Annotated in this window: 16 protein-coding genes; 11 read left to right on the top strand and 5 right to left on the bottom strand. The window is 60.5% G+C overall.

Going from position 1 to position 20,246, the window contains the following annotated elements; genetic code table 11:
• Positions 1–62: 62 nt before the first annotated feature.
• Entirely contained in the window at positions 63–1,994 is a 1,932-nt protein-coding gene (locus KCG45_RS14525) for a cytochrome c/FTR1 family iron permease (protein WP_011413838.1), read from the bottom strand.
• Positions 1,991–2,632: a cation efflux transmembrane domain-containing protein gene (locus KCG45_RS14520; RefSeq protein WP_011413839.1), complete on the bottom strand. Its 642-nt coding sequence runs from the start codon at positions 2,630–2,632 to the stop codon at positions 1,991–1,993. The genes KCG45_RS14525 and KCG45_RS14520 overlap by 4 nt, the downstream gene beginning before the upstream one ends.
• Positions 2,633–2,770: 138 nt before the next feature.
• Between KCG45_RS14520 and KCG45_RS14515 the strand changes: the two genes are divergently transcribed.
• Entirely contained in the window at positions 2,771–3,166 is a 396-nt protein-coding gene (locus KCG45_RS14515) for a MerR family transcriptional regulator (protein ID WP_010412699.1), read from the top strand.
• Between the two features lie 26 nt (positions 3,167–3,192).
• Here the strand turns inward: KCG45_RS14515 and lspA are convergent, their stop codons facing one another.
• Positions 3,193–3,684, bottom strand: a complete 492-nt coding sequence (gene lspA / locus KCG45_RS14510; protein WP_010412703.1) for a signal peptidase II — start codon at positions 3,682–3,684, stop codon at positions 3,193–3,195.
• 500 nt (positions 3,685–4,184) lie between these two features.
• Between lspA and KCG45_RS14505 the strand changes: the two genes are divergently transcribed.
• The 10 genes from KCG45_RS14505 (at position 4,185) to KCG45_RS14460 (ending at position 18,942) form a co-directional block, all read left to right on the top strand.
• Entirely contained in the window at positions 4,185–5,825 is a 1,641-nt protein-coding gene (locus KCG45_RS14505; protein ID WP_011413840.1) for an acetolactate synthase large subunit, read from the top strand.
• Positions 5,822–7,228: an aldehyde dehydrogenase family protein gene (locus tag KCG45_RS14500; RefSeq protein ID WP_218317977.1), complete on the top strand. Its 1,407-nt coding sequence runs from the start codon at positions 5,822–5,824 to the stop codon at positions 7,226–7,228. The genes KCG45_RS14505 and KCG45_RS14500 overlap by 4 nt, the downstream gene beginning before the upstream one ends.
• A gap of 430 nt (positions 7,229–7,658) precedes the next feature.
• Positions 7,659–8,102, top strand: coding sequence for a CBS domain-containing protein (locus KCG45_RS14495; protein ID WP_090479084.1), 444 nt, complete (start codon positions 7,659–7,661; stop codon positions 8,100–8,102).
• 32 nt (positions 8,103–8,134) lie between these two features.
• The gene (locus KCG45_RS14490) at positions 8,135–8,608 is read left to right on the top strand and encodes a hypothetical protein (RefSeq protein ID WP_255548251.1); all 474 of its coding nucleotides are present in this window, start codon (positions 8,135–8,137) and stop codon (positions 8,606–8,608) included.
• Between the two features lie 123 nt (positions 8,609–8,731).
• Complete coding sequence (locus tag KCG45_RS14485) at positions 8,732–9,967, top strand: TolC family protein (protein WP_218317976.1); 1,236 nt, start codon at positions 8,732–8,734, stop codon at positions 9,965–9,967.
• Entirely contained in the window at positions 9,964–11,472 is a 1,509-nt protein-coding gene (locus KCG45_RS14480) for an efflux RND transporter periplasmic adaptor subunit (protein WP_011413841.1), read from the top strand. Before KCG45_RS14485 ends, KCG45_RS14480 begins: the two co-directional genes overlap by 4 nt.
• Complete coding sequence (locus tag KCG45_RS14475; protein WP_010412724.1) at positions 11,469–14,636, top strand: efflux RND transporter permease subunit; 3,168 nt, start codon at positions 11,469–11,471, stop codon at positions 14,634–14,636. Before KCG45_RS14480 ends, KCG45_RS14475 begins: the two co-directional genes overlap by 4 nt.
• On the top strand, positions 14,615–14,998 hold the full coding sequence (locus tag KCG45_RS14470) for a copper-binding protein (RefSeq protein ID WP_225982093.1): 384 nt from the start codon (positions 14,615–14,617) through the stop codon (positions 14,996–14,998). Before KCG45_RS14475 ends, KCG45_RS14470 begins: the two co-directional genes overlap by 22 nt.
• Positions 14,999–15,054: 56 nt before the next feature.
• Positions 15,055–16,599, top strand: a complete 1,545-nt coding sequence (locus tag KCG45_RS14465) for a multicopper oxidase family protein (protein ID WP_049762430.1) — start codon at positions 15,055–15,057, stop codon at positions 16,597–16,599.
• Positions 16,600–16,611: 12 nt separating this feature from the next.
• The gene (locus KCG45_RS14460; RefSeq protein ID WP_010412733.1) at positions 16,612–18,942 is read left to right on the top strand and encodes a heavy metal translocating P-type ATPase; all 2,331 of its coding nucleotides are present in this window, start codon (positions 16,612–16,614) and stop codon (positions 18,940–18,942) included.
• Positions 18,943–18,988: 46 nt separating this feature from the next.
• Here KCG45_RS14460 and KCG45_RS14455 read toward each other — a convergent pair whose 3' ends face one another.
• Positions 18,989–19,792, bottom strand: a complete 804-nt coding sequence (locus KCG45_RS14455) for a sulfite exporter TauE/SafE family protein (protein ID WP_010412736.1) — start codon at positions 19,790–19,792, stop codon at positions 18,989–18,991.
• Positions 19,793–19,823: 31 nt separating this feature from the next.
• Complete coding sequence (locus KCG45_RS14450; RefSeq protein WP_010412740.1) at positions 19,824–20,153, bottom strand: ArsR/SmtB family transcription factor; 330 nt, start codon at positions 20,151–20,153, stop codon at positions 19,824–19,826.
• Positions 20,154–20,246: the final 93 nt, after the last annotated feature.

Here is a 20,246-nt window from a genome sequence, read left to right as displayed (position 1 = left end):
CAAATGCGCTATTCATGTACCGACCTGGGTCGACACAAACGCCGTAATAGAAAGATATAATATCACACTGCATCGCGTGACCGGTCATTGTTTGATGCTCGGGTGTGATTAATCCAGAAACCAAGTAAAAGTACGGATGCCATTGCAAGTTGAGCGCCAATCACTTGGAACGTCGGATAAACTCCAAGCATACTTAGTCGCGGACCGCCGGCTATCGGCGCAATTCCGATCACACCCGCTTCCTGCAAGCCCGCGATCCCTTTGCCAATCAGGACAATCGCAAGCAGGGCGATGAGCACCGAACTGTAGGCAAAGAACTTTCCGATCGGCAGCGTCCGGCTGTAGCGCAGCAGCAGCCAGGCGATGACGACAAGGAGCAAACCGGCCGTGGCAGCGCCCGCCAGCAGATAGCCCGTACTTCCCTGAGCGGACAGCGCAGCGTAAAAGAGGATGGTTTCGAAGACCTCTCTATAGACGACAAGGAATACGATCCCGAACAGGAACCAGAGCGATCCGCGCGAAAGCGCCTTGCCAAGCTTGTCGCGGATATAGCGCTGCCAATTGTCTGCCTGTGATTTTCCGTGCATCCAGACGCCAACCGACAGAAGGACCAGCGCTGCAATCAGCGAACCGAATGCCTCGATCGATTCCCGGCCGGCACCGCTGATGTCGAGAAGATAGGTCGCCGCAAGCCAAGTAAGCGCGCCTGCCACCAGCGCACCGGTCCACCCGCCATGAACAAATCGCAATGCCCGATCCTGTCCCGCCTTCCTCACGAAAGCGATCATGGCGATCACGATCAGCAATGCCTCCAGACCCTCGCGGAGGAGGATCGCGAAAGATGCCACGAAGGTTGACCAGCCCGTCGCAGATTCCGGCGCAAGGACATTTTCAGCCTGTACGAGCAAACCCTCGATGGCCCGGATCCGTTCGCTTATCGCAGAGGTCGGCAGATCTGCGTCGATGGCTGCACGCAAGTCCATCATCCCGCTCTCGATACGCACCAGAAGATCCGGATTGCGTGTCGCCAATATCGGTTCGACGGGTTCGAACCCGTCCAAATATGCCGACAGTGCGAGCTCCTTGGCCCGGGAAATATTCCCGTTCGCGTGGGCGCGTTCAGCTTCTGCGAGCCGGGTACGTGTGATGCCAAGAGGCCCCGCTACATCGGCGATCGCCGACGGGTTGGCCCGAAGATAGGCCATGAGCGCGTCCGCGCGCACTTGCCCGATCTCTCCTGCCAGTTCGTCCGGCGTGATCTTCGTGAGAGCGGCAAGATCGGGAAAGCGTTTGCGTAGTTCGGAATCTGACTTCCATAGACGCGCCCCTTCGTCGACCGCCTCAAAGGCGACGGATCCCGAATAGAAGGCCAGGGCCCAACGATCGTCGGAGGAGAGCTGCGAGAAACCGGGCATGGCGGTGCCATCGATCCCTTGGTCGATAACCTGATAGAGACCCATAATGCTGCGCTGACGCGCGCGATCGACGTCGGTAAATGCGATCGGCGGTGGATCAAGGCCCGCAGACGCCGGCCCGCGACCGTTTCCTGACACCCCGTGGCAACTGGCACAAGTCTCCTGGTACAGCAGTCTTCCGCGCTCAAGATCGGGCGCCCTCGAAGGCGAGAGCGTGATCGGATAGATGGCTAGGAGATCCGCAGCGAGCTTTCTGGCTGCCGTGGCAACTTGATCAACGGGGGCCATCGAGAGGATATCGGCTTCAAGTTGCTTCGCGTTTGCCTCTAGCCGAACGCGACCGGGGCGTTCAGGCAATTCCGCAATACCCGATCGTACCGTACCGGCGAATTCGACCATTTCCTCATATTCGACTTCGTTGACGACTTCGCCGTCCTCGACGGCAGCTGCATAATCTACCGCCATGTAATCGAGCAGGCGCCAGATCGTGTTGGGTTCTGCCGCCAACGCTTGCGCGCTGCCGAACGACAACAGAAGGGCCAGGCAAATGCCGGACAGGCGCGCCAAATATTTCATCATGCAATCTGCTGCGTTTTCATATCGCTGCGCGCATGGCGGATAATTTCGAGAGCCGAATGGAGGAACAAAAACGCAATCGCAGCGGCCACGATGATATCAGGCCATGCGCTTCCCAACCAATAAACCAAACCGGCTGCGACGATGACCGCGACATTGGCCAGGGCATCGTTGCGTGAAAATAGCCATATCGCGCGCGCTTGAGCATCGCCTCCTTTGCGAAAGCGAGCGAGCACAAAAACGGCGGCAAGGTTGATAAGCAGGGCGACAAAACCCACCCAGCCCATGATGCCGGCTTCCGGCTGCACCATATCGAACATGCGCCAGATCGCCGCGCCGATCACACTCACACCAAGCGCCGCCAGAAACAAACCTTGCGCGAGCGCCACCCGAGCACGCGTCGATGCCGTCCATCCGAGCGCAAGCAGTCCGATGAAGGTGATCGAGCCATCGCCAAGGAAATCCAGCGCGTCGGCTTTGAGCGCCTGGCTCGCGGCTAAAAACCCGGCGGCCAGCTCGATCATGCCGAAACCGACATTGAGGATAATCACGATCCAAAGCGCGCGGCGGTATTGCGGATCGTCAACCGCCCTCTCGGGGTCGCCGGTGCAACCACAGTCTTCCGAATCATCTAAACTCATGATTTTTGAGCTTTACAATCTCCAGTTACTGGAGGATCAAGGACTTTCTGCGCACCTTTCGCAGAAAGTCTGACGGCCGATGTGCGATTGCGTCGCGGAGACACACACCCTGCGATGGCCATCATCGAGGATTAAAGAATGCAGATAGGAAAAATTGCCCGCGCGACCGGGACCAAAGTCAACACCGTTCGCTATTATGAAGAGATCGGTCTTCTGAAGCCCGCTCCGCGCTCCCAGTCGGGACGAAGGATTTACGCAGACGCCGATGTCGAACGGCTCGCATTCATCCGGCGGGCTCGGGGTTTGGGCTTTTCGGTGTCCGAAGTTCGCTCGCTGCTCGAAGTGTCGGACGCACCAAACCGGGATTGCAAGGACGCTGCGACTTTGGCACGAAATCATTTGCGCCGGGTGGAAGAGCAGATCGAACAGCTGCAGGCGATGAGACAGGAACTGATCGGCCTGGCACGGGCCTGCGATGGGGGCACTGCCACCGACTGCGGCATCATCGGCGGGCTTGCTAGAAAATCCGCCTGAAGATTGCCTTGGCAAAAGCGCAGAATCTACACTTTCGGCGCGGTGCCATCGTCGCGCTGCGTTTCTCCGGACCACCAGGTAACGAGAAACAATGCCACTCCAAGGACTATTCCGACATCCGCGAGATTGAACGCCGGCCAGTGATAGCCGCCGACATAGAAGTCGAGAAAATCGGTGACCGCTCCGTCCGCCAGTCGGTCGGCAACGTTACCCAATGCACCGCCAATGATCGAACCTATCGCGGCGGATTCGAGGCGTACGGTACTGCGCCAGAGCCATCTGGCCAGAACGCCCACGACAAGAAGCGCGAACCCGGACAGCAAATAGGGCGCGATTGGATTGCCGGAACTCAGGAGGCCGAATGTAACACCGCGATTATATCCGAGCACCAGATTGAAGAATGGAAAAACATCTATCACGCGGGCAGGGTCCATGACCACATTCACAATAAGCCATTTTGAAATGAGATCGCTCGCGAAGACTGCGACGGCGATCGAAAGACCAAGACTTCGGTACATATTGGTTCCTTGGATGATCGGCAGATATCTCTGATTCTCTGGACGATAGAAATCAGGTCTGGGCCCGGTACTCATCGATCATGTCAATGCAGAGAGGTCAACTGTCCCGCCGATCACTGGCCCAGCCATTCAGGCATCCGAATGTCATCGGCACGTGATCCCAGCGCGGGAAAATATCTGTCTCCGCCATGCCTTGATGGGCAAGCAAAACATTTTCGCCGATGTCGCAAATTGCACCGGTTTCGCGTGGGGGCACACGAGGTGGATCGCGGACTCATACTGCGGCGGTGGGAATGTCAAGAAACGGAGTCCCTACCTTCTTGCCAAATCCAAAGGTCATGTTTTTAGGATACTTTTTGCGGCTACGCGCATTTCAGAACATTCGCTGAACGGCATGGTGCGAATGAGGCGAGGCTCCTTGCGTCTGTGACTCTCTTTGCGGTTGTAGTGAGAAAGCATTGCCGTAGGGCATTCATGCTTCTGAAAAGGGAATATCGAAAATGAAAGCCTCTGACTTGTTTATCGCTGCATTAGAGGCTGAAAAGGTGGAATACATCTTTGCCGTTCCCGGCGAAGAAAACCTCGACCTGCTGGAATCCCTGCGCACGTCCTCAATCGAATTGGTATTGACGCGCCATGAGCAAGGTGCGGGCTTTATGGCGGCGACCTATGGCCGTCTGACCGGCAAGGCGGGGGTTTGCCTCGCAACTCTCGGGCCTGGTGCGACGAACCTGACAACTCCGGCGGCCTATGCCGCGCTCGGGGCCTTTCCGCTCATCATCATCACCGGGCAGAAACCGATAAAGACATCGAAACAGGCGCAGTTCCAAATTGTCGACGTTGTTTCGCTGTTTACTCCGCTATGCAAGGCTTCGACCCAGATCGTGAACGGCAATCGCATCCCCTCGCTCGTTCGCGAAGGTTTCCGACTTGCTCAGGAAGAAAGACCGGGCGCTGTGCTGCTCGAGCTTCCGGAAGATATTGCTGAAGAGGAAACGATCGAACCGGTCATACCGCCGCATCAAAGGCGTTATGCGGTCGCCGGAGATGCGGCGCTCGACGAAGCGGCCGAGCGGATCATCGCGGCTGAGCGGCCACTGCTGCTAATCGGAGCCGGAGCAAACCGCCGCCGCGCTTCGAAGGCGCTGCGGAAATTCGTGTCCGATACCGGTTTTCCCTTTTTCGACACCCAGATGGGCAAGGGCGTGGTCGACGAAGATAGCGAACTCTATCTGGGCACCGCGGCCCTATCTTCGGACGATTATGTTCACTGCGCGATCGAGAAGGCCGATCTGATCGTCAATATCGGTCACGACGTGGTGGAGAAGCCGCCATTCTTCATGGAGCCGGACGGTCAGACTGTCATTCATATCAATTACAAGGCGGCCGAAGTCGATCAGGTCTATTTCCCGCAGCTGGAAGTCATCGGTGACATTGCCGGTTCGGTCGAGCGGCTGGGAAACCGTTTGGATGGCAACTTGCAGTGCGATCGCAGCTACTACACCGCCCTGCATCACGAGATTGCTTCGCACATTTCCGAAACCAGCGACGACGACCGTTTTCCAATGGTTCCCCAACGCGTCGTTGCCGACGTTCGCAGCGTAATGGCACGCGATGATATCGTCGCGCTCGACAACGGCATCTACAAGATCTGGTTCGCTAGAAACTACATCGCTCATGAGCCTGGCACCATTCTGCTCGACAATGCATTGGCGACGATGGGCGCGGGCCTTCCATCCGCCATGATGGCGGCGATTCTCACGCCCGGGCGCAGGGTTCTCGCGGTGTGCGGCGATGGCGGGTTCATGATGAACTCGCAGGAACTGGAAACGGCCGTCAGGCTTGGCCTGAACCTCGTCGTGCTCATCCTGAACGACGCGGCATACGGCATGATCCGGTGGAAGCAGGGCCAGCTCGGCTTTCCGGACTACGGCCTGACCTTTTCCAATCCCGACTTTGTCACTTATGCCAAGAGCTATGGAGCGACCGGCCACCGTGTCGAGCGAAGCGCGGATCTGGTTTCGGTCCTGAACGCCGCATTCGAGGCTGGCGGCGTGCACCTTGTCGACCTGCCCGTCGACTATTCCGAAAACAAGAAAGTGCTGATCGACGAACTCGGCGCGAAGGTGTGCGAGCTATGAAAACGATCGTTCACAATCCCTTCGACCGCTCGCCGATTGCAGAAGTGGCGCTTGTCGACTGGGCTCAAATCGATGAATGGCTGAATGAAGCGCAGTTGCTCCACCGCGAACGCAGTTGCTGGCTTGCTGTGCATGAGCGTATCGCCATCCTCCGGCGAACGGCGGATATCATGCGCGAACGAGCCGAAGAACTGGCTCTCCAGATCGTCAGGGAGGGCGGCAAGCCCCTGGTCGATGCGCGGGTGGAAGCCGGTCGCGCGATCAATAGCGTCGACTTGTGCGTTCAGGCGCTGAGCGATGGCGGGGGCCACGAGATCCCCATGGACCTGACAGAAGCGGGTGCGGGTAGGACGGCGTATACATTCCGCGAGCCGATCGGTCCTGTCGTGGCGATCTCGGCATTCAATCACCCCCTCAACCTGATCGTCCATCAGGTTGGACCGGCGGTAGCAGCCGGGTGCCCCGTTCTTATCAAGCCTGCGCTGGAAACACCTCTGTCATGCCAGAGCTTCGTGAGCATTCTCCATGAAGCCGGCCTGCCTGAGGCCTGGTGCCGGTTCGCACCTTGCGGCAACGACATCGCCGAAAGAATGGTAACCGATTCGCGCACGGCGTTCTTCTCATTCATCGGTTCTGCGAAAATCGGCTGGATGCTTCGCTCGAAGCTGGCGCCGGGAACCCGCATTGCTCTCGAGAACGGCGGCGCGGCGCCGGTCATCGTGGACAGCGGCGTGGAGCGCGCAGCAGTGATCGCCTCGTTGCTCAAAGGCGGGTTCTATCATTCGGGTCAGGTCTGCGTTTCCGTGCAGCGCGTATTCGTCCCTGCTGCAGAATTGAAAGACTTCGCCAATGACCTGGGGCGAGCTGCCGAAAAGCTGGTCGTGGGCGATCCCGCCGATGCTGAAACCCAATGCGGCCCCTTGATCCGGACGGAGGAAGTCGACCGCGTCGAACGCTGGGTCGATGAAGCCATCGCAGCAGGCGGTACCCTGGTGTGCGGGGGAAGCCGTCTGAGTGACACTCTTTTCTCCCCGACCGTCATTGTCGATCCTCCCGAAAGTGCCAAGGTATCCCAGGAAGAAATCTTCGGCCCCGTGATCTGCGTGTATGGCTATGACGATATCGACCTGGCTATCGAGCAGGCCAATGCCCTGCCTTACGCCTTTCAGGCCGCTATATTCACCGATCGGCTGTCAATCGCCAATCATTGCATACAGTCTCTGGCGGGATCGGCTGTGATGGTGAACGACCATACGGCATTCCGCGTCGACTGGATGCCTTTTGCAGGGCTGCGCCGCTCCGGGCTTGGCGTCGGCGGGATCGCCTATACGATGGAGGATATGAGCCTTGAGAAAATGGCCGTCTGGAACTGGCCAGAGGATGGTTTTCGATCAGATCGATAGGAGCGTTCGATGATTGTCCCGCACACGGACTATTGAAAAAGCAGTTACTTATCGCTGCTACCCGATCTTCAACATCATGAAGACTGAGACGAGAGATGGCCGCGAATTCTTCATAAAGCGGGCAGACACTTGCATTAGGGCGGCTATCGCTGCGGAGACTGTGAAGAGCAATGAAGCGGGCCGGTGCCTGTGCCTCACGCCTCTCGGCGGACCCATACTTCTGTATTCCTGGGCTTCTGGGTAAGGCCTATTCAGATGCTAGCGCCTTCCATGAGGTGGCGAATGCCATTCTACAGCTTTCGTTCGGCATGACCGTGCCCGTTCGTCCATATCGATTTCATCCGGAAATGCGAGAGGAACATTATCCGGCGCCTCGCCGTTGCAATGGTACGCAAATATTCAGGTATTTAATAGAAATTGGAGACATATCATGGAAGCCAAGAATGTGATGACCTCGAATCCTGCATGCTGCAATCCTTCGACCAGGGTACGGGAGGCCGCTAATCTCATGGTGAAAAACGACTGCGGCGAAATTCCGGTTGTAGATGATTCCGGCACACTGGTCGGAGTGATTACCGATCGTGACATTGCTTGTCGCTGCGTCGCAGACGGCAAGTCTTCTGACACGTCGGTAGAAGACGTGATGACAAGCTCTCCGATTACTGTCACACCCGACACGAGTGTCGATGATTGTCGCAGCAAAATGGAGGACAACAAAGTTCGGCGGCTTCCTGTTGTGGACGAGAGTGGCAAATGTTGCGGCATCGTTTCACAAGCCGACATTGCTCGGCACGCGAACGAAAAAGAGACCGGCGATCTGGTGCGTGAGGTATCGGAACCCACCGAGGAAGCGTCAAAGTCAGGTTGCTGTTAGGCAAATTTGAGCAATAGGTTTGGGCTTCGGGTTTGCTGAAGCGAAAACATAAATCTGACCTTTGTCTTCAGCCTGATAACCGACTTGCACATCGTATGCGTTCGGACTATCCCAAACCGGTGACGTATATTCGTGCTCTTACTTTGATCTGCTTCAGCTTCGGCCTGTTTGTGCAGGACGCAGCACAGGCAGCTGTTCCGCAGATTGAAGTGGCCGGAACGACTGATTGCGCTGAAATGGTGCAAGGCATGCCCAATCACACAATGCCCGAGCAGGTGATGGCCGATAAGGACAATGCCGAGCAGCACGGGCCTTGCTGCGAGATGACACTCGATTGTCTCGTTGCGATGAATTGTTTTCCGCCCCTGGCGCTTACCGGCTCGGGACTGGCGCATACAGAACCGCTTTTTGTTGCGCCTCAGTACCTTTCCGCGAGTGCCAGCAGGCTCGAGAGCCAGCCGCTACCGCCGGAATCGCCACCTCCACAACGCCAGCTCACCATCTAGCATTTCCCGGGCGGTGCATCGCATCGCTTGCGAGCTTGACGGATAAACAGGCCCAGCGCCCGGTCGATTGACCGCGTGCGCCGTGGACCTTCCCGGTCAGCTTGCTTTGAAAGAGTGAGAATTATGGATTGGCGAATTGGCTGGGTGCCGTTTTCGGCCCTGCTCGCCGCGCAGACTGCACAAGCACAGTCTGTCGGATACGAGGAAGCACTTGCAGCGGTACGGGGCGAACAGCCCGTTCTGGAAGCTGGCGCGCTGCGTGTTCAATCACGGCGCGAGGCAGCGGAAGCGGCGGACGAGCTTCCCGATCCGCGTGTGCGTGCAGGGATCATGAACCTTCCTGTGACCGGACCTGCCGCGTTCGACCCAGACCGGCAACTCCCCACGCAGATCGCAATCGGTATCGAGCAGGAAATCCCCAATCTCGCCCGTCGACGGGCGAGGTTCGGCGTTGCCAGTTCGGAAGTGCGCCTCGCCGAGGCACGCCTTGGCATGGCCGAGCGTATTCTTCTCGCCGATGCGGGAACGGCCTGGGTCCGGCTCCATTATGCGCAAGCGCGGCTTCATCTTGCCCAAGGCGCGCTCGACGAACTGAGAGCATTCGTTCCGGTGGCCAACAGTGCTGTCGCTTCGGGGTCGGCCCGCCCGGCAGAGAGTCTGGCCATCCGGCGCGAGCTACTCGGAATTGAGGATGCGATTACCGCTATCGAAGCCGAGCGCGACGCGGCGCAAGCGCAGATTTCCCGATATGTACCGCTCGCAGATCCGGTTGCTCTGGGTGCCGCGCCATCGGCTGTCCTCGATCAGGAACGGCTGCGGTTCGAGCTCGAGAGCAATCCCGAAATCCTGCTGGCCGATGCCGAACGAGGCCGGGCCGAAGCCGGTGTCGCGCTCGCACGCGCCGAGAAACGACCCGATTTCGGGGTGAGCGTCACCTATGGTCGCCGCAATCCTGATTTCGGCGATGCGGTGTCGATCATGGGGTCCATTACACTGCCGATCTTTACCGACCGGCGGCAGAATCCGCGCATTGCCGCTGCCGAAGCCGAAGCCGCTGCCGCATCGGCCGAGCGCGAGGATCGCAGGCGCGCGTTGGTTGCCGGTTTCGAAGCTGATCTGGCAACCTGGCGCAGCACAGTGCGGCAATGGGGACGCGCGCGTGACGAGCTTCTTCCGCTGGCGCGCGACCGCGCGGACCTCGATACAGCGAGTTTCGCGGCCGGGCGTGCCGATCTCGTCGATGTGATTGCGGCGAAATCCGCGCTCGCGCTGCTCGAACTGGAGATACTCGAGCGCGAACAGGCAGCTGTCGAGGCGGCGGTGAGGCTGCGACTGACCTACGGGGAGAGCAGGCCATGAACTCCGCGCTCGAACGATTCACACCGCGCCAGCGCATGTATGCGGCTGGGCTTGGCATTGCTCTGGTCAGTCTGTTGGCGGGCTACGGTCTCTCAATGCTCGGCAGCGAGAGCGGCGGCGATGCAGCGACAGATACGGGCTGCGAGGACGTGCTCTATTGGTACGATCCGATGGTCCCTGACCAGCGCTTCGACGAGCCGGGCAAATCTCCTTTCATGGACATGCAGCTGGTCCCCAAATGCGCGGGCGGCGACGCGCAGGGCGCCGGGGGTGTGAGTATCGATTCGACGCTCGTCCAGAATTTCGGGATCCGGACTGCTGAAGCGGAATATGGCGTGCTGGAGCCTGAAATCAGCGTCACCGGCACGCTCGCATATAACGGCAGCGAGATGGCGATCGTTCAGCCGCGCGCCGGCGGCTATGTTCAGCGGACCTACGGCCATGCACCGCAGGACCTGATTGCCAGAGGCGCTCCGATCGTCGACATTCTTGTGCCCGAATGGGGCGGCGCACAAAACGAGTATCTTGCTGTTGCCGCAACCGGCGACGAAGCGTTGACCCGGGCCGCCCGCGAGCGCCTGCGGCTGCTTGGCATGCCGGACTCGATGATCGCCTCGGTCACCCGAAGCGGAAGACCGCAAACGATCATCACCGTCACAGCACCGCAATCGGGCGCGATCACGTCGCTCGCAGTAAGGCCGGGCATGACCGTGGCGGCGGGCCAATCGCTGGCCGAGATCAGCGGGTACAGTCCGATCTGGCTCGAGGCGGCGGTACCCGAGGCACTGGCTGGCAACGCGCGTGTCGGGCAGCCGGTGAGCGCCACGCTCACTGCCTTTCCCGGCGAACGGTTTGCCGGACGCATCATCGCCATTCTGCCGAGCGCGCAAGATGCGAGCCGCACGATAACCGTGCGGGCAGCGATGCCCAATCCGGGCCTGCGGCTCAAGCCGGGAATGTTTGCCCAAGTGATGCTCGCGCCTGAACGGCGCGAAGCGCTGCTGGTCCCTTCGGAAGCTGTCATTCGCACCGGCGAGCGGACCCTGGCGATGATCGCGCAGGGAGGTGGCGGCTATCGGCCCGCCGAAATCCGTATCGGCCGCGAAGCGAACGGACGGACCGAAGTCCTTGCCGGGCTGGCTGCAGGAGAGAGAGTGGTCACCTCGGGCCAGTTCCTGCTCGATTCCGAAGCCAGCCTTGCGGGCATCGACGTGCGTCCCGTCGATCAGGCACCATCCGGTGCGAGCGAAGACCGAGGGTCGGACGATGCAGATGAACCGCAGACTTATCGCGCGACCGGGACGATCGAGCGCATAAACGCCAACAGCGTGACCTTGCGCCACGGTCCGGTGCCTGCGCTCGAATGGCCGGCAATGACCATGCCCTTTGCCAGCGAAGGACCGGAACAGCTGCGCGGTTTTGCGCGCGGCGACCGGGTCTCCTTCACATTTGTGCAAGCCAGTACGGGGCCGCGCATCGTCTCGATCCGGAAAATCGGCCAATGATCGCGCGCATCATCGATAGCTCGATCGCCAACCGCTTTTTCGTGGTGCTGGCAGCGATCGGGTTGGCGCTGGCCGGTTTCTGGGCGGTACGGACGACGCCCGTCGATGCCCTGCCGGACCTTTCCGATGTACAGGTGGTGATCCGCTCGAACTATCCAGGTCAGGCGCCCCGTATCGTCGAGGACCAGGTGACCTATCCGATGGCCACGACCATGCTGTCGGTCCCCGGTGCCAAGACCGTGCGCGGCTATTCCTTTTTCGGAGACAGCTACGTCTATGTGATCTTCGAGGACGGGACCGACCTCTACTGGGCGCGCTCTCGCGTTCTGGAGTATCTGAACCAGGTCCAGAACCGCTTGCCCGACGGGGTTCAGAGCACACTCGGCCCTGATGCAACCGGGGTGGGCTGGATCTACGAATATGCGCTGGTCGACCGCAGCGGCGGTCACGACTTGGCCGGGCTCAGGAGCCTGCAGGACTGGTTCCTGCGCTACGAGCTGAAAACCATTCCCGGCATCGCCGAAGTCGCCAGCGTGGGCGGCATGGTCAAGCAGTACCAGATCGTGCTCGACCCCTATCGCATGGCTTCGCTGGGCGTGACGCACGCGCAAGTGGTCCGCGCGGTGCAGGCAGGCAATCAGGAAACCGGGGGCTCTATCGTCGAAATGGGCGAGGCCGAATATATGGTCCGTGCCTCGGGCTATCTCGGCACGCTGGCGGATTTTCGCAGCATACCCTTGCGCGCCGAAGCGGGCGGCACTCCGGTAACGCTGGACGATGTGGCCAATATCCAGATCGGCCCGGAGCTGCGGCGCGGCATTGCGGAACTCAACGGCGAAGGCGAGGTTGCCGGCGGTATCGTCATTCTGCGCCAGGGCGCCGATGCGCGCAGCGCAATTGCGGCGGTCGAAGCGAAGCTCGAACAATTGCAGGCAAGCCTGCCCGAAGGGGTCGAGATCGTCACCACCTACGACCGTTCGCAATTGATCGATGCTTCGGTCGAAAACCTGACCTCCAAGCTCATCGAGGAATTCATTGTCGTTGCCCTGGTGTGCCTGCTGTTCCTGTGGCACGCGCGCTCGGCACTCGTCGCGGTCGTCACCCTTCCGCTCGGCGTGCTCGCGGCCTTCATCGTGATGCGCTTTCAGGGCGTAAACGCGAACATCATGTCTCTTGGCGGGATCGCCATCGCGGTCGGCGCGATGGTCGATGCTGCGGTGGTGATGATCGAGAACGCCCACAAGCATCTGGAGCGCTGGGCCGAGGAGAACCCTGACACGGTTCTGTCCGTCCAGGAGCGCTGGCGGATCGTCGCGGATGCCTCGAAGGAAGTCGGCCCGGCGCTGTTTTTCAGCCTGCTGATCATCACCTTGTCGTTTCTGCCGGTGTTCACCTTGCAGGCGCAGGAGGGACGGCTGTTCGCACCGCTGGCCTTTACCAAGACCTATGCCATGGCGGCTGCTGCGATCCTGTCGATCACTCTGGTTCCGGTGCTGATGGGATGGCTGGTGCGCGGAAAGATTCCGGCAGAGGACAGCAACCCGGTCAATCGCGTGCTGACCCGGGCCTATCGGCCCGGGCTAGACTGGGTGATGCGCCGCCCGAAGACCGCTTTGGTCATCGCTGGGCTGGTCTTCCTGACCACGCTCGTTCCCTTCTCGCGGCTTGGCGGCGAATTCCTGCCGCCGCTCGACGAAGGCGACCTGCTCTACATGCCCAGCGCCCTGCCTGGATTGTCTCCCGGAGAGGCGTCAGCGCTGCTACAGCGCACCGACCGGCTGATCATGACCGTACCGGAAGTCGAAACCGTGTTCGGCAAGGCCGGGCGCGCCGATACCGCCACCGATCCCGCCCCTCTCACAATGTTCGAGACGACCATCCGCTTCAAACCACGCGATGAGTGGCGCGAGGGCATGACACCGGATATGCTGGTCGAGGAACTGGACCGCGCCGTGCAGGTGCCTGGCCTTGCCAATGTCTGGGTGCCGCCGATCCGCAACCGGATCGACATGCTCGCAACCGGGATCAAGAGCCCGATCGGGGTCAAGGTTTCGGGCGAAGATCTCGGCGAGCTGGAACGCGTCGCGCTCCAGATCGAACAGGCGGCAAAGAACATTCCCGGCGTCAGTTCTGCGCTGGCTGAAAGGCTGTCGGGAGGCCGCTATGTCGATGTCGATATCGACCGGCTGGAAGCGGCCCGCTACGGTCTCAACATCGCCGACGTGCAGCAGATCGTCTCCGGCGCAATTGGCGGTGCCAATGTGGCCCGTACAGTCGAAGGCCTCGCAAGATACCCGATCAATGTTCGCTATCCGCGCGAGATCCGCGACAGTGTCGACGAGCTGCGCAATCTGCCGGTGCTGACCCCGTCTGGTCAGCAGATCACGCTTGGTACCGTTGCGCAGGTGCGTGTGACCAGCGGCCCGCCCATGCTCAAGAGCGAACAGGGCCGTCCCACAAGCTATGTCTATATCGATGTGCGCGGGCGCGATCTGTCTTCTGTGGTTGGCGATCTGCAGGAGGTTATCGCGGCCGAGGTCGATCTGCCTCCGGGCGTCAGCCTGTCCTATGCCGGGCAGTTTGAATATCTCACGCGGGCCTACGAACGTCTGCAGATCGTCGTTCCGGCTACGCTCGCGATCATATTCCTGCTGCTTTACCTGATCTTCCGCCGGTTCGACGAGGCGCTGCTCATCATGGGCACCTTGCCGTTCGCGCTGACAGGCGGCTTCTGGCTGCTTTACCTGATGGGATACAACCAGTCGGTCGCGACCGCCGTCGGCTTCATCGCGCTGGCCGGGGTGTCAGCCGAATTTGGCGTCATCATGCTGATCTATCTGAAAGCTGCGCTGGAGCGGCGCGGTGAGGACCCGGATGCGGAGGAAGTCTCCGCCGCCATCCGTGAAGGGGCATTGTTGCGCGTCCGGCCCAAGGCAATGACCGTCGCGGTCATCCTCGCCGGCCTGTTTCCGATCCTGATCGGCACTGGGGCTGGCTCCGAAGTGATGAGCCGCATCGCCGCGCCGATGATCGGCGGGATGATCACCGCGCCGCTCCTGTCCATGTTCGTGCTTCCCGCAGCCTATCTGTTGCTGCGTCGTCCCCGGCCGGAACGGCCAACCCAACCCCAAGGAGAAGAAGAATGCGTCACACAACCCTCATAACCCTATTGGCCGCGCCGCTGGCGCTGGCAGCCTGCGATTCTGGCCAGGACACTGCCGAGATGGAGGACATGCCGATGGCTGAAGATGCAATGATGATGGACGGCCAGGATATGCCGATGGCGGATACCGGCAACGCAATGCAGTCCGCGAGTGCGCAAGGCACCGTCACCGCCATCGACGCCGAAGCGGGTACGATCACCGTCGACCACGGCCCGGTTCCCGCAATCGAATGGCCGGCAATGACCATGGCGTTCGAAGCCGATGAGCAACTGCGCAGCGAAGTAAGCGTCGGTGAGGGCATTGCCTTTGAATTTCGTACTGGTTCTGAAGGCAGTGTGATCACGTCGATCACGAAGGAGTAAATCGGTTGGGCGGTGCCAGGCAAATCTGGTGCCGCCCATCGCGAAACAGGAGGAGCATGATCCGGACACCCCGCATAACCCAGGCATTCCCCGTGGACCGCCGCACACTGATCAAAAGCGCTGGTTTTGCTGCTGCAGGCTTTGCCGCGTTCCCGCTTGCGGGATGCAAAGCGCAAGACGCATCGATGCTGGACAGCACTGACGGATCCAATTTGCTCGCTATACCGCCCTTGCAGCGTGGCGAGATTGAGCAGGGCGCACGGGTTTTCCGCTTGTCTTTGACCCCAGGCCAGAAGGAATTCGTCACCGGTGTTGCTTCGCCCACCATCGGCATCGACGCACCCTATCTGGGACCGACGCTGGAAATGCGCCGGGGCGAGTGGGTGCAGTTCCATATCGACAACAAGCTGGCCGAAGGCGCTACGGTCCATTGGCATGGTTTCGAACTTCCTGCCGCAGCCGATGGCGGACCGCATCAGTTGATCCGTCCCGGCGAACGCTGGAGGCCTTCTTTCCAAGTTCGCCAGCGGGCTTCGCTCTACTGGTATCATTCACACTTGGAGCGCGGAGCCGGGCCGCAGGTCTATGCCGGGCTCGCCGCGCCGATCTATGTTCGCGACGACGAGGAAGAGCGCCTCGACTTGCCGAGCGACTATGGCGTCGACGACATTCCGCTGATCGTGCAGGACCGCGTGATCGATGGATCCGGCCGCTTGGTGTACCCGCTGAGTATGCACGCGCGGATGATGGGCGTGCGCGGGAGCCGGATATTCGTCAACGGCACTGAAAACGCTGTGTTCGACGCACAGACAGGCCAATTGCGGCTGCGCATCCTCAATGGATCGAACGCCCGCCTTTACGATTTTTCGCTCGAAGGTGATCGTTCGATGCAACTGATCGCGAGCGATGGCGGCTTGCTCGATCGTTCGCACATCGTCCGCTCGGTCAGGCTCGCCCCGGGGGAGCGCGCGCAGGTAATTATCGATCTCTCGGAAGGACGCCCGCTTCGCCTTCTTGCCAGCAGTCCCGAAAACGCCATGGGCATGATGGGCGGACGCGGAATGATGGGCGGCGGGATGATGGGGCGCGGCGATAGCGGCGATGCTTCCGCAGACGTGTTTCAAATCCTCGATATCAGGCCGGCAAGTTCGGCCCAGCGCATCAGGGTGCCGACACAACTGGCATCGCTTGCTCCAACCGACCCGTCGTCAGCCGTCCGAACCCGGCGTTTCGTTCTCGACATGGGCATGATGGGCGGCGGAATGTCCATTAACGGTGCTGCGATGGACATGAATGTGATCAACGAACGTGTGCCAGTCGGCCAATGGGAAATCTGGGAGATCGCCAACGCTTCGATGATGGCCCACCCGTTTCATATCCATAACGTCCAGTTTCGTGTGATCGACCGCGATGGCCGAGCGCCCCCACCATTGGAAACCAGTTTGAAGGATACCGTGATCGTCAACCCGCGCGAGCAGGTACGCCTTCTCCTGCGTTTTGAAGAACACACCGACCCAGACCTGCCCTACATGTATCACTGCCACATTCTCGAACACGAGGATGCAGGCATGATGGGGCAGTTCGTAGTCGTGAAGAGCTAGGAAGGACAGGCGATGAGCAAGGACCAGAGTGTGATCGAGGGTACCGCGATCGACCCGGTATGCGGCATGAGCGTTGCAATCGACGGGGCTCAGCATATCGCGACGCATGAGGGCGCGACACACTATTTCTGTTCGCCGCGCTGTCACGACAAGTTCGTCACCGATCCCGAGCTCTATCTCTCGGGCGCGCATCTCGACGCGGTCGAGGATGTGCCCGAAGGCACGATCTACACCTGTCCGATGCACCCTGAAATCCGCCAGCCCGGGCCGGGTTCATGCCCGATTTGCGGCATGGCGCTCGAACCGGAAACCGTTTCGCTGGGCGATGGCCCCGACCCCGAACTGGTCGACATGCTGCGTAGGTTCTGGTGGAGCGCGCTGCTCACGCTGCCTCTGTTCGTCTATGCGATGAGCGACATGGCACCGGGGCTCAGTTTCGACCGTCTGATAGAACCGGCCTGGGCGCAGTGGGCGCAATTTGCGCTCGCAACCCCGGTGGTTCTATGGGGCGCCTGGCCGTTCTTCGTTCGGGCCATCCAGTCGCTCAAGACGCGCAATCTCAACATGTTCACCCTGATCGGGTTCGGCGTGGCCATCGCCTATCTTTTTAGCGTCGTGGCGACGGTCGCGCCCGATCTGTTCCCTGCAGCGTTCCGCGACCATTCGGGACGGGTCGGGGTCTATTTCGAGGCGGCAGCGGTCATCACGACGCTCGTTCTGCTCGGACAGGTCCTCGAGCTCAAGGCCAGGGGTTCGACCTCGAGCGCCTTGCGCGCACTGCTCGAGCTGGCACCGCCCAGCGCGGTCAAGATCTTTGGCTCAGGCGACGAGCGCGAGGTGCCGCTCGATCAGCTAACCACAGGCGATCGTCTGCGCGTTCGACCCGGCGACAAGGTTCCCGTCGATGGCGAAATCGAGGAGGGATCGAGCGCGATCGATGAATCCATGATCAGCGGCGAACCGCTTCCGGTCGCCAAACAGGCTGGCGACATTGTCATCGGCGGCACGGTCAACCAGACTGGAGGGTTCGTCATGCGCGCAACCGGCGTGGGCAAGGACACGATGCTGTCCAAGATCGTCCAGATGGTGGCCGACGCGCAGCGCAGCCGCGCACCGATCCAGCGGCTCGCCGATCAGGTGGCTGGCTGGTTTGTGCCTGCGGTGGTTGTGATCGCCATCGCCACCTTCGTGGTCTGGGCAATCTGGGGTCCCGCCCCTGCGCTTGCCTACGCATTGGTCAATGCCATTGCGGTCCTGATCATCGCTTGTCCCTGCGCGCTTGGCCTCGCTACGCCGATGTCGATCATGACAGGCACAGGCAAGGGTGCCCAGCACGGCATCCTGATCCGCAATGCCGAAGCGCTGGAGACACTCGAGAAGATCGATACGCTGGTGGTCGACAAGACCGGCACGTTGACGATAGGCAAGCCCGATCTGGTGGCGGTGAAGCCTGCAGACGGCATCGACGAAACTGAATTCCTGGCAGCGGTTGCAGGTGTCGAAATGGGCAGCGAGCATCCGCTGGCCCATGCCATCGTCGAAGGCGCAAAAGCGCGCGGCGTCTCGCCCGCCAATGCCACGGATCTCGCTTCGACGACCGGGGAAGGTGTTGAAGCCAATGTCCAGGGGGGCCGGGTTGCGATCGGCAACGAAAAGATGATGCGGCGCGTCGGGATCGATGACGAGGCCTGGCTCGGCTCGGCCGAAAATGGCCGCAAGCAGGGTCAGACGGTGATGTTCGTTGCGTTCGATGGCCGTCCGGCAGGGCTCATCGCGGTGGCCGATCCGATCAAGCCTACCAGTGCAGCGGCCATTGCGGCTCTGCACAAGCGCGATATCCGGGTCGTTATGCTCACGGGCGACAGCCGCGGCACTGCCGAAGCGGTCGCGCGCGAAATGGGTATCGACGAGGTACACGCCAATGTCTCGCCCGAAGACAAGCACCGCAAGATCGAAGAGCTGAAAGCGCAAGGTCGCCGGGTCGGCATGGCCGGGGACGGGATCAACGATGCTCCTGCGCTGGCTGCCGCCGATGTTGGTATTGCCATGGGCACTGGTACCGATGTGGCGATCGAAAGCGCCGGGGTCACACTGGTTCGTGGTGATTTGACAGGAGTGGTGCAGGCCACCGTGCTGTCGCGCGGAACGATGCGCAACATCCGGCAGAACCTGTTTTTCGCCTTCGCTTACAATACGCTCGGCATTCCGGTCGCAGCAGGCGTACTGTTTCCATTCTTCGGAGTGCTACTCAGCCCGATGATCGCGGCAGCGGCGATGAGCTTGTCTTCGGTGTCTGTGATCGGCAACGCCCTGCGTCTGCGCGGCTTGAGCTTCGCCCGGTGAACAGCAGTGTTGATCCTTCGGACAATTCGGTTCGAAAAGGCAGCGATCACGTTATGGCTGTTATCGCCCATTGGCCGCTTATGAAGATGCCAACGAGGATGATGACCGCCGCGAATATAAAGTTCAGCGCTCGTTTGCGCTTAGCCAACAGGTTCGATGCGCGAGTACCCAGCCAGCCGCCTATACCGCCGCCGCCGATGAAAAACGCGGCAATCTCCCAATCGACGAGTCCGTCGAGGGCGTAATTGGCGGCTGTGGTCGTACCGAAAGCGGCTACAGAGACCAGCGAGGAGCCGATCGCGTTGAGAATCGGCATGGCCGTCGCGGCAACCAGACCCGGCACCACCAGAAAGCCCCCGCCGATACCGAAGAAACCGGACAGTCCGCCTACCAGCAATCCTCCGAACGCGAGGCGCGGGGTGAGGCGCAGCGCCGTGGCTCGGGTGAGCTGGACATCCGGGTCGGATCCGCCCGATTTCTCGCGCAGCATCGAGAGGCCGACGACAATCATCACCAGACCGAACAGGCCCAAAAGCAGATCGCCCGATGTAATTTTTCCCAGGCTTGATCCGGCGGCAGCTCCGACAACGCCGAATGCTGCGAATAGGCCTGCGCAGCGCCACTTCACATTGCCGCCTCGCGCATGGAACAATAAGTTTGCCAAGGCGCTGGCCGCCACCGCAGCAGCGGACGTGGCGATAGCGACATGGGTGTCGTGAACACCGACGACATACACAAGCAACGGCACTGCGAGGATCGATCCCCCACCGCCGAGTAGTCCAAGCGAAAAGCCCACGAGGAGGCCCGAGGTAAGCGATAGGAGCGCCACGATGACGCCGATATCCATCATCCGGGATTGTCCAACATAACTGAAAGCCTGTTCAATGGCCGTCTGCTGGACCGGTCGTATCGTCGGCGGAGCTGCAATAGATGGCGTAGAGCGTTTCCAGCACCCGGCGCGGCGCATCGCCGCAAAGCGAATAATGGATCGTGCGGCCATCGCGCCGCGCTGCGACCAGGCCATCCTTCCGCATAAGCGCCAGATGCTGCGAAACCACGGTTTCCCGAAGTTCCAGCAGTTCGGCCAGCTCGCCCACGCTGCGCTCGCCTTCAACCAATTGGCAGGCGATCATCAGGCGGTTGTGGCTGCCCAGCGCCTTGAGCAATGCCACCGCCTTTTCGGCTTGATCGCGAATATCTTCGGCTTTCATACTTGCATATATGCGAAGGTATGAATATAAAGTCAATCGTAATCTGCTGCCGCGCAATCGCGGACCCGGACCTTTGAACCTGAACCAGGATGA

Source organism: Erythrobacter ani (assembly GCF_019204025.1).
GTDB lineage: Bacteria > Pseudomonadota > Alphaproteobacteria > Sphingomonadales > Sphingomonadaceae > Erythrobacter > Erythrobacter ani.
The sequence above is the reverse complement of the archived record's forward strand: the minus strand, read 5'-3'. Positions and strand labels throughout refer to the sequence as shown.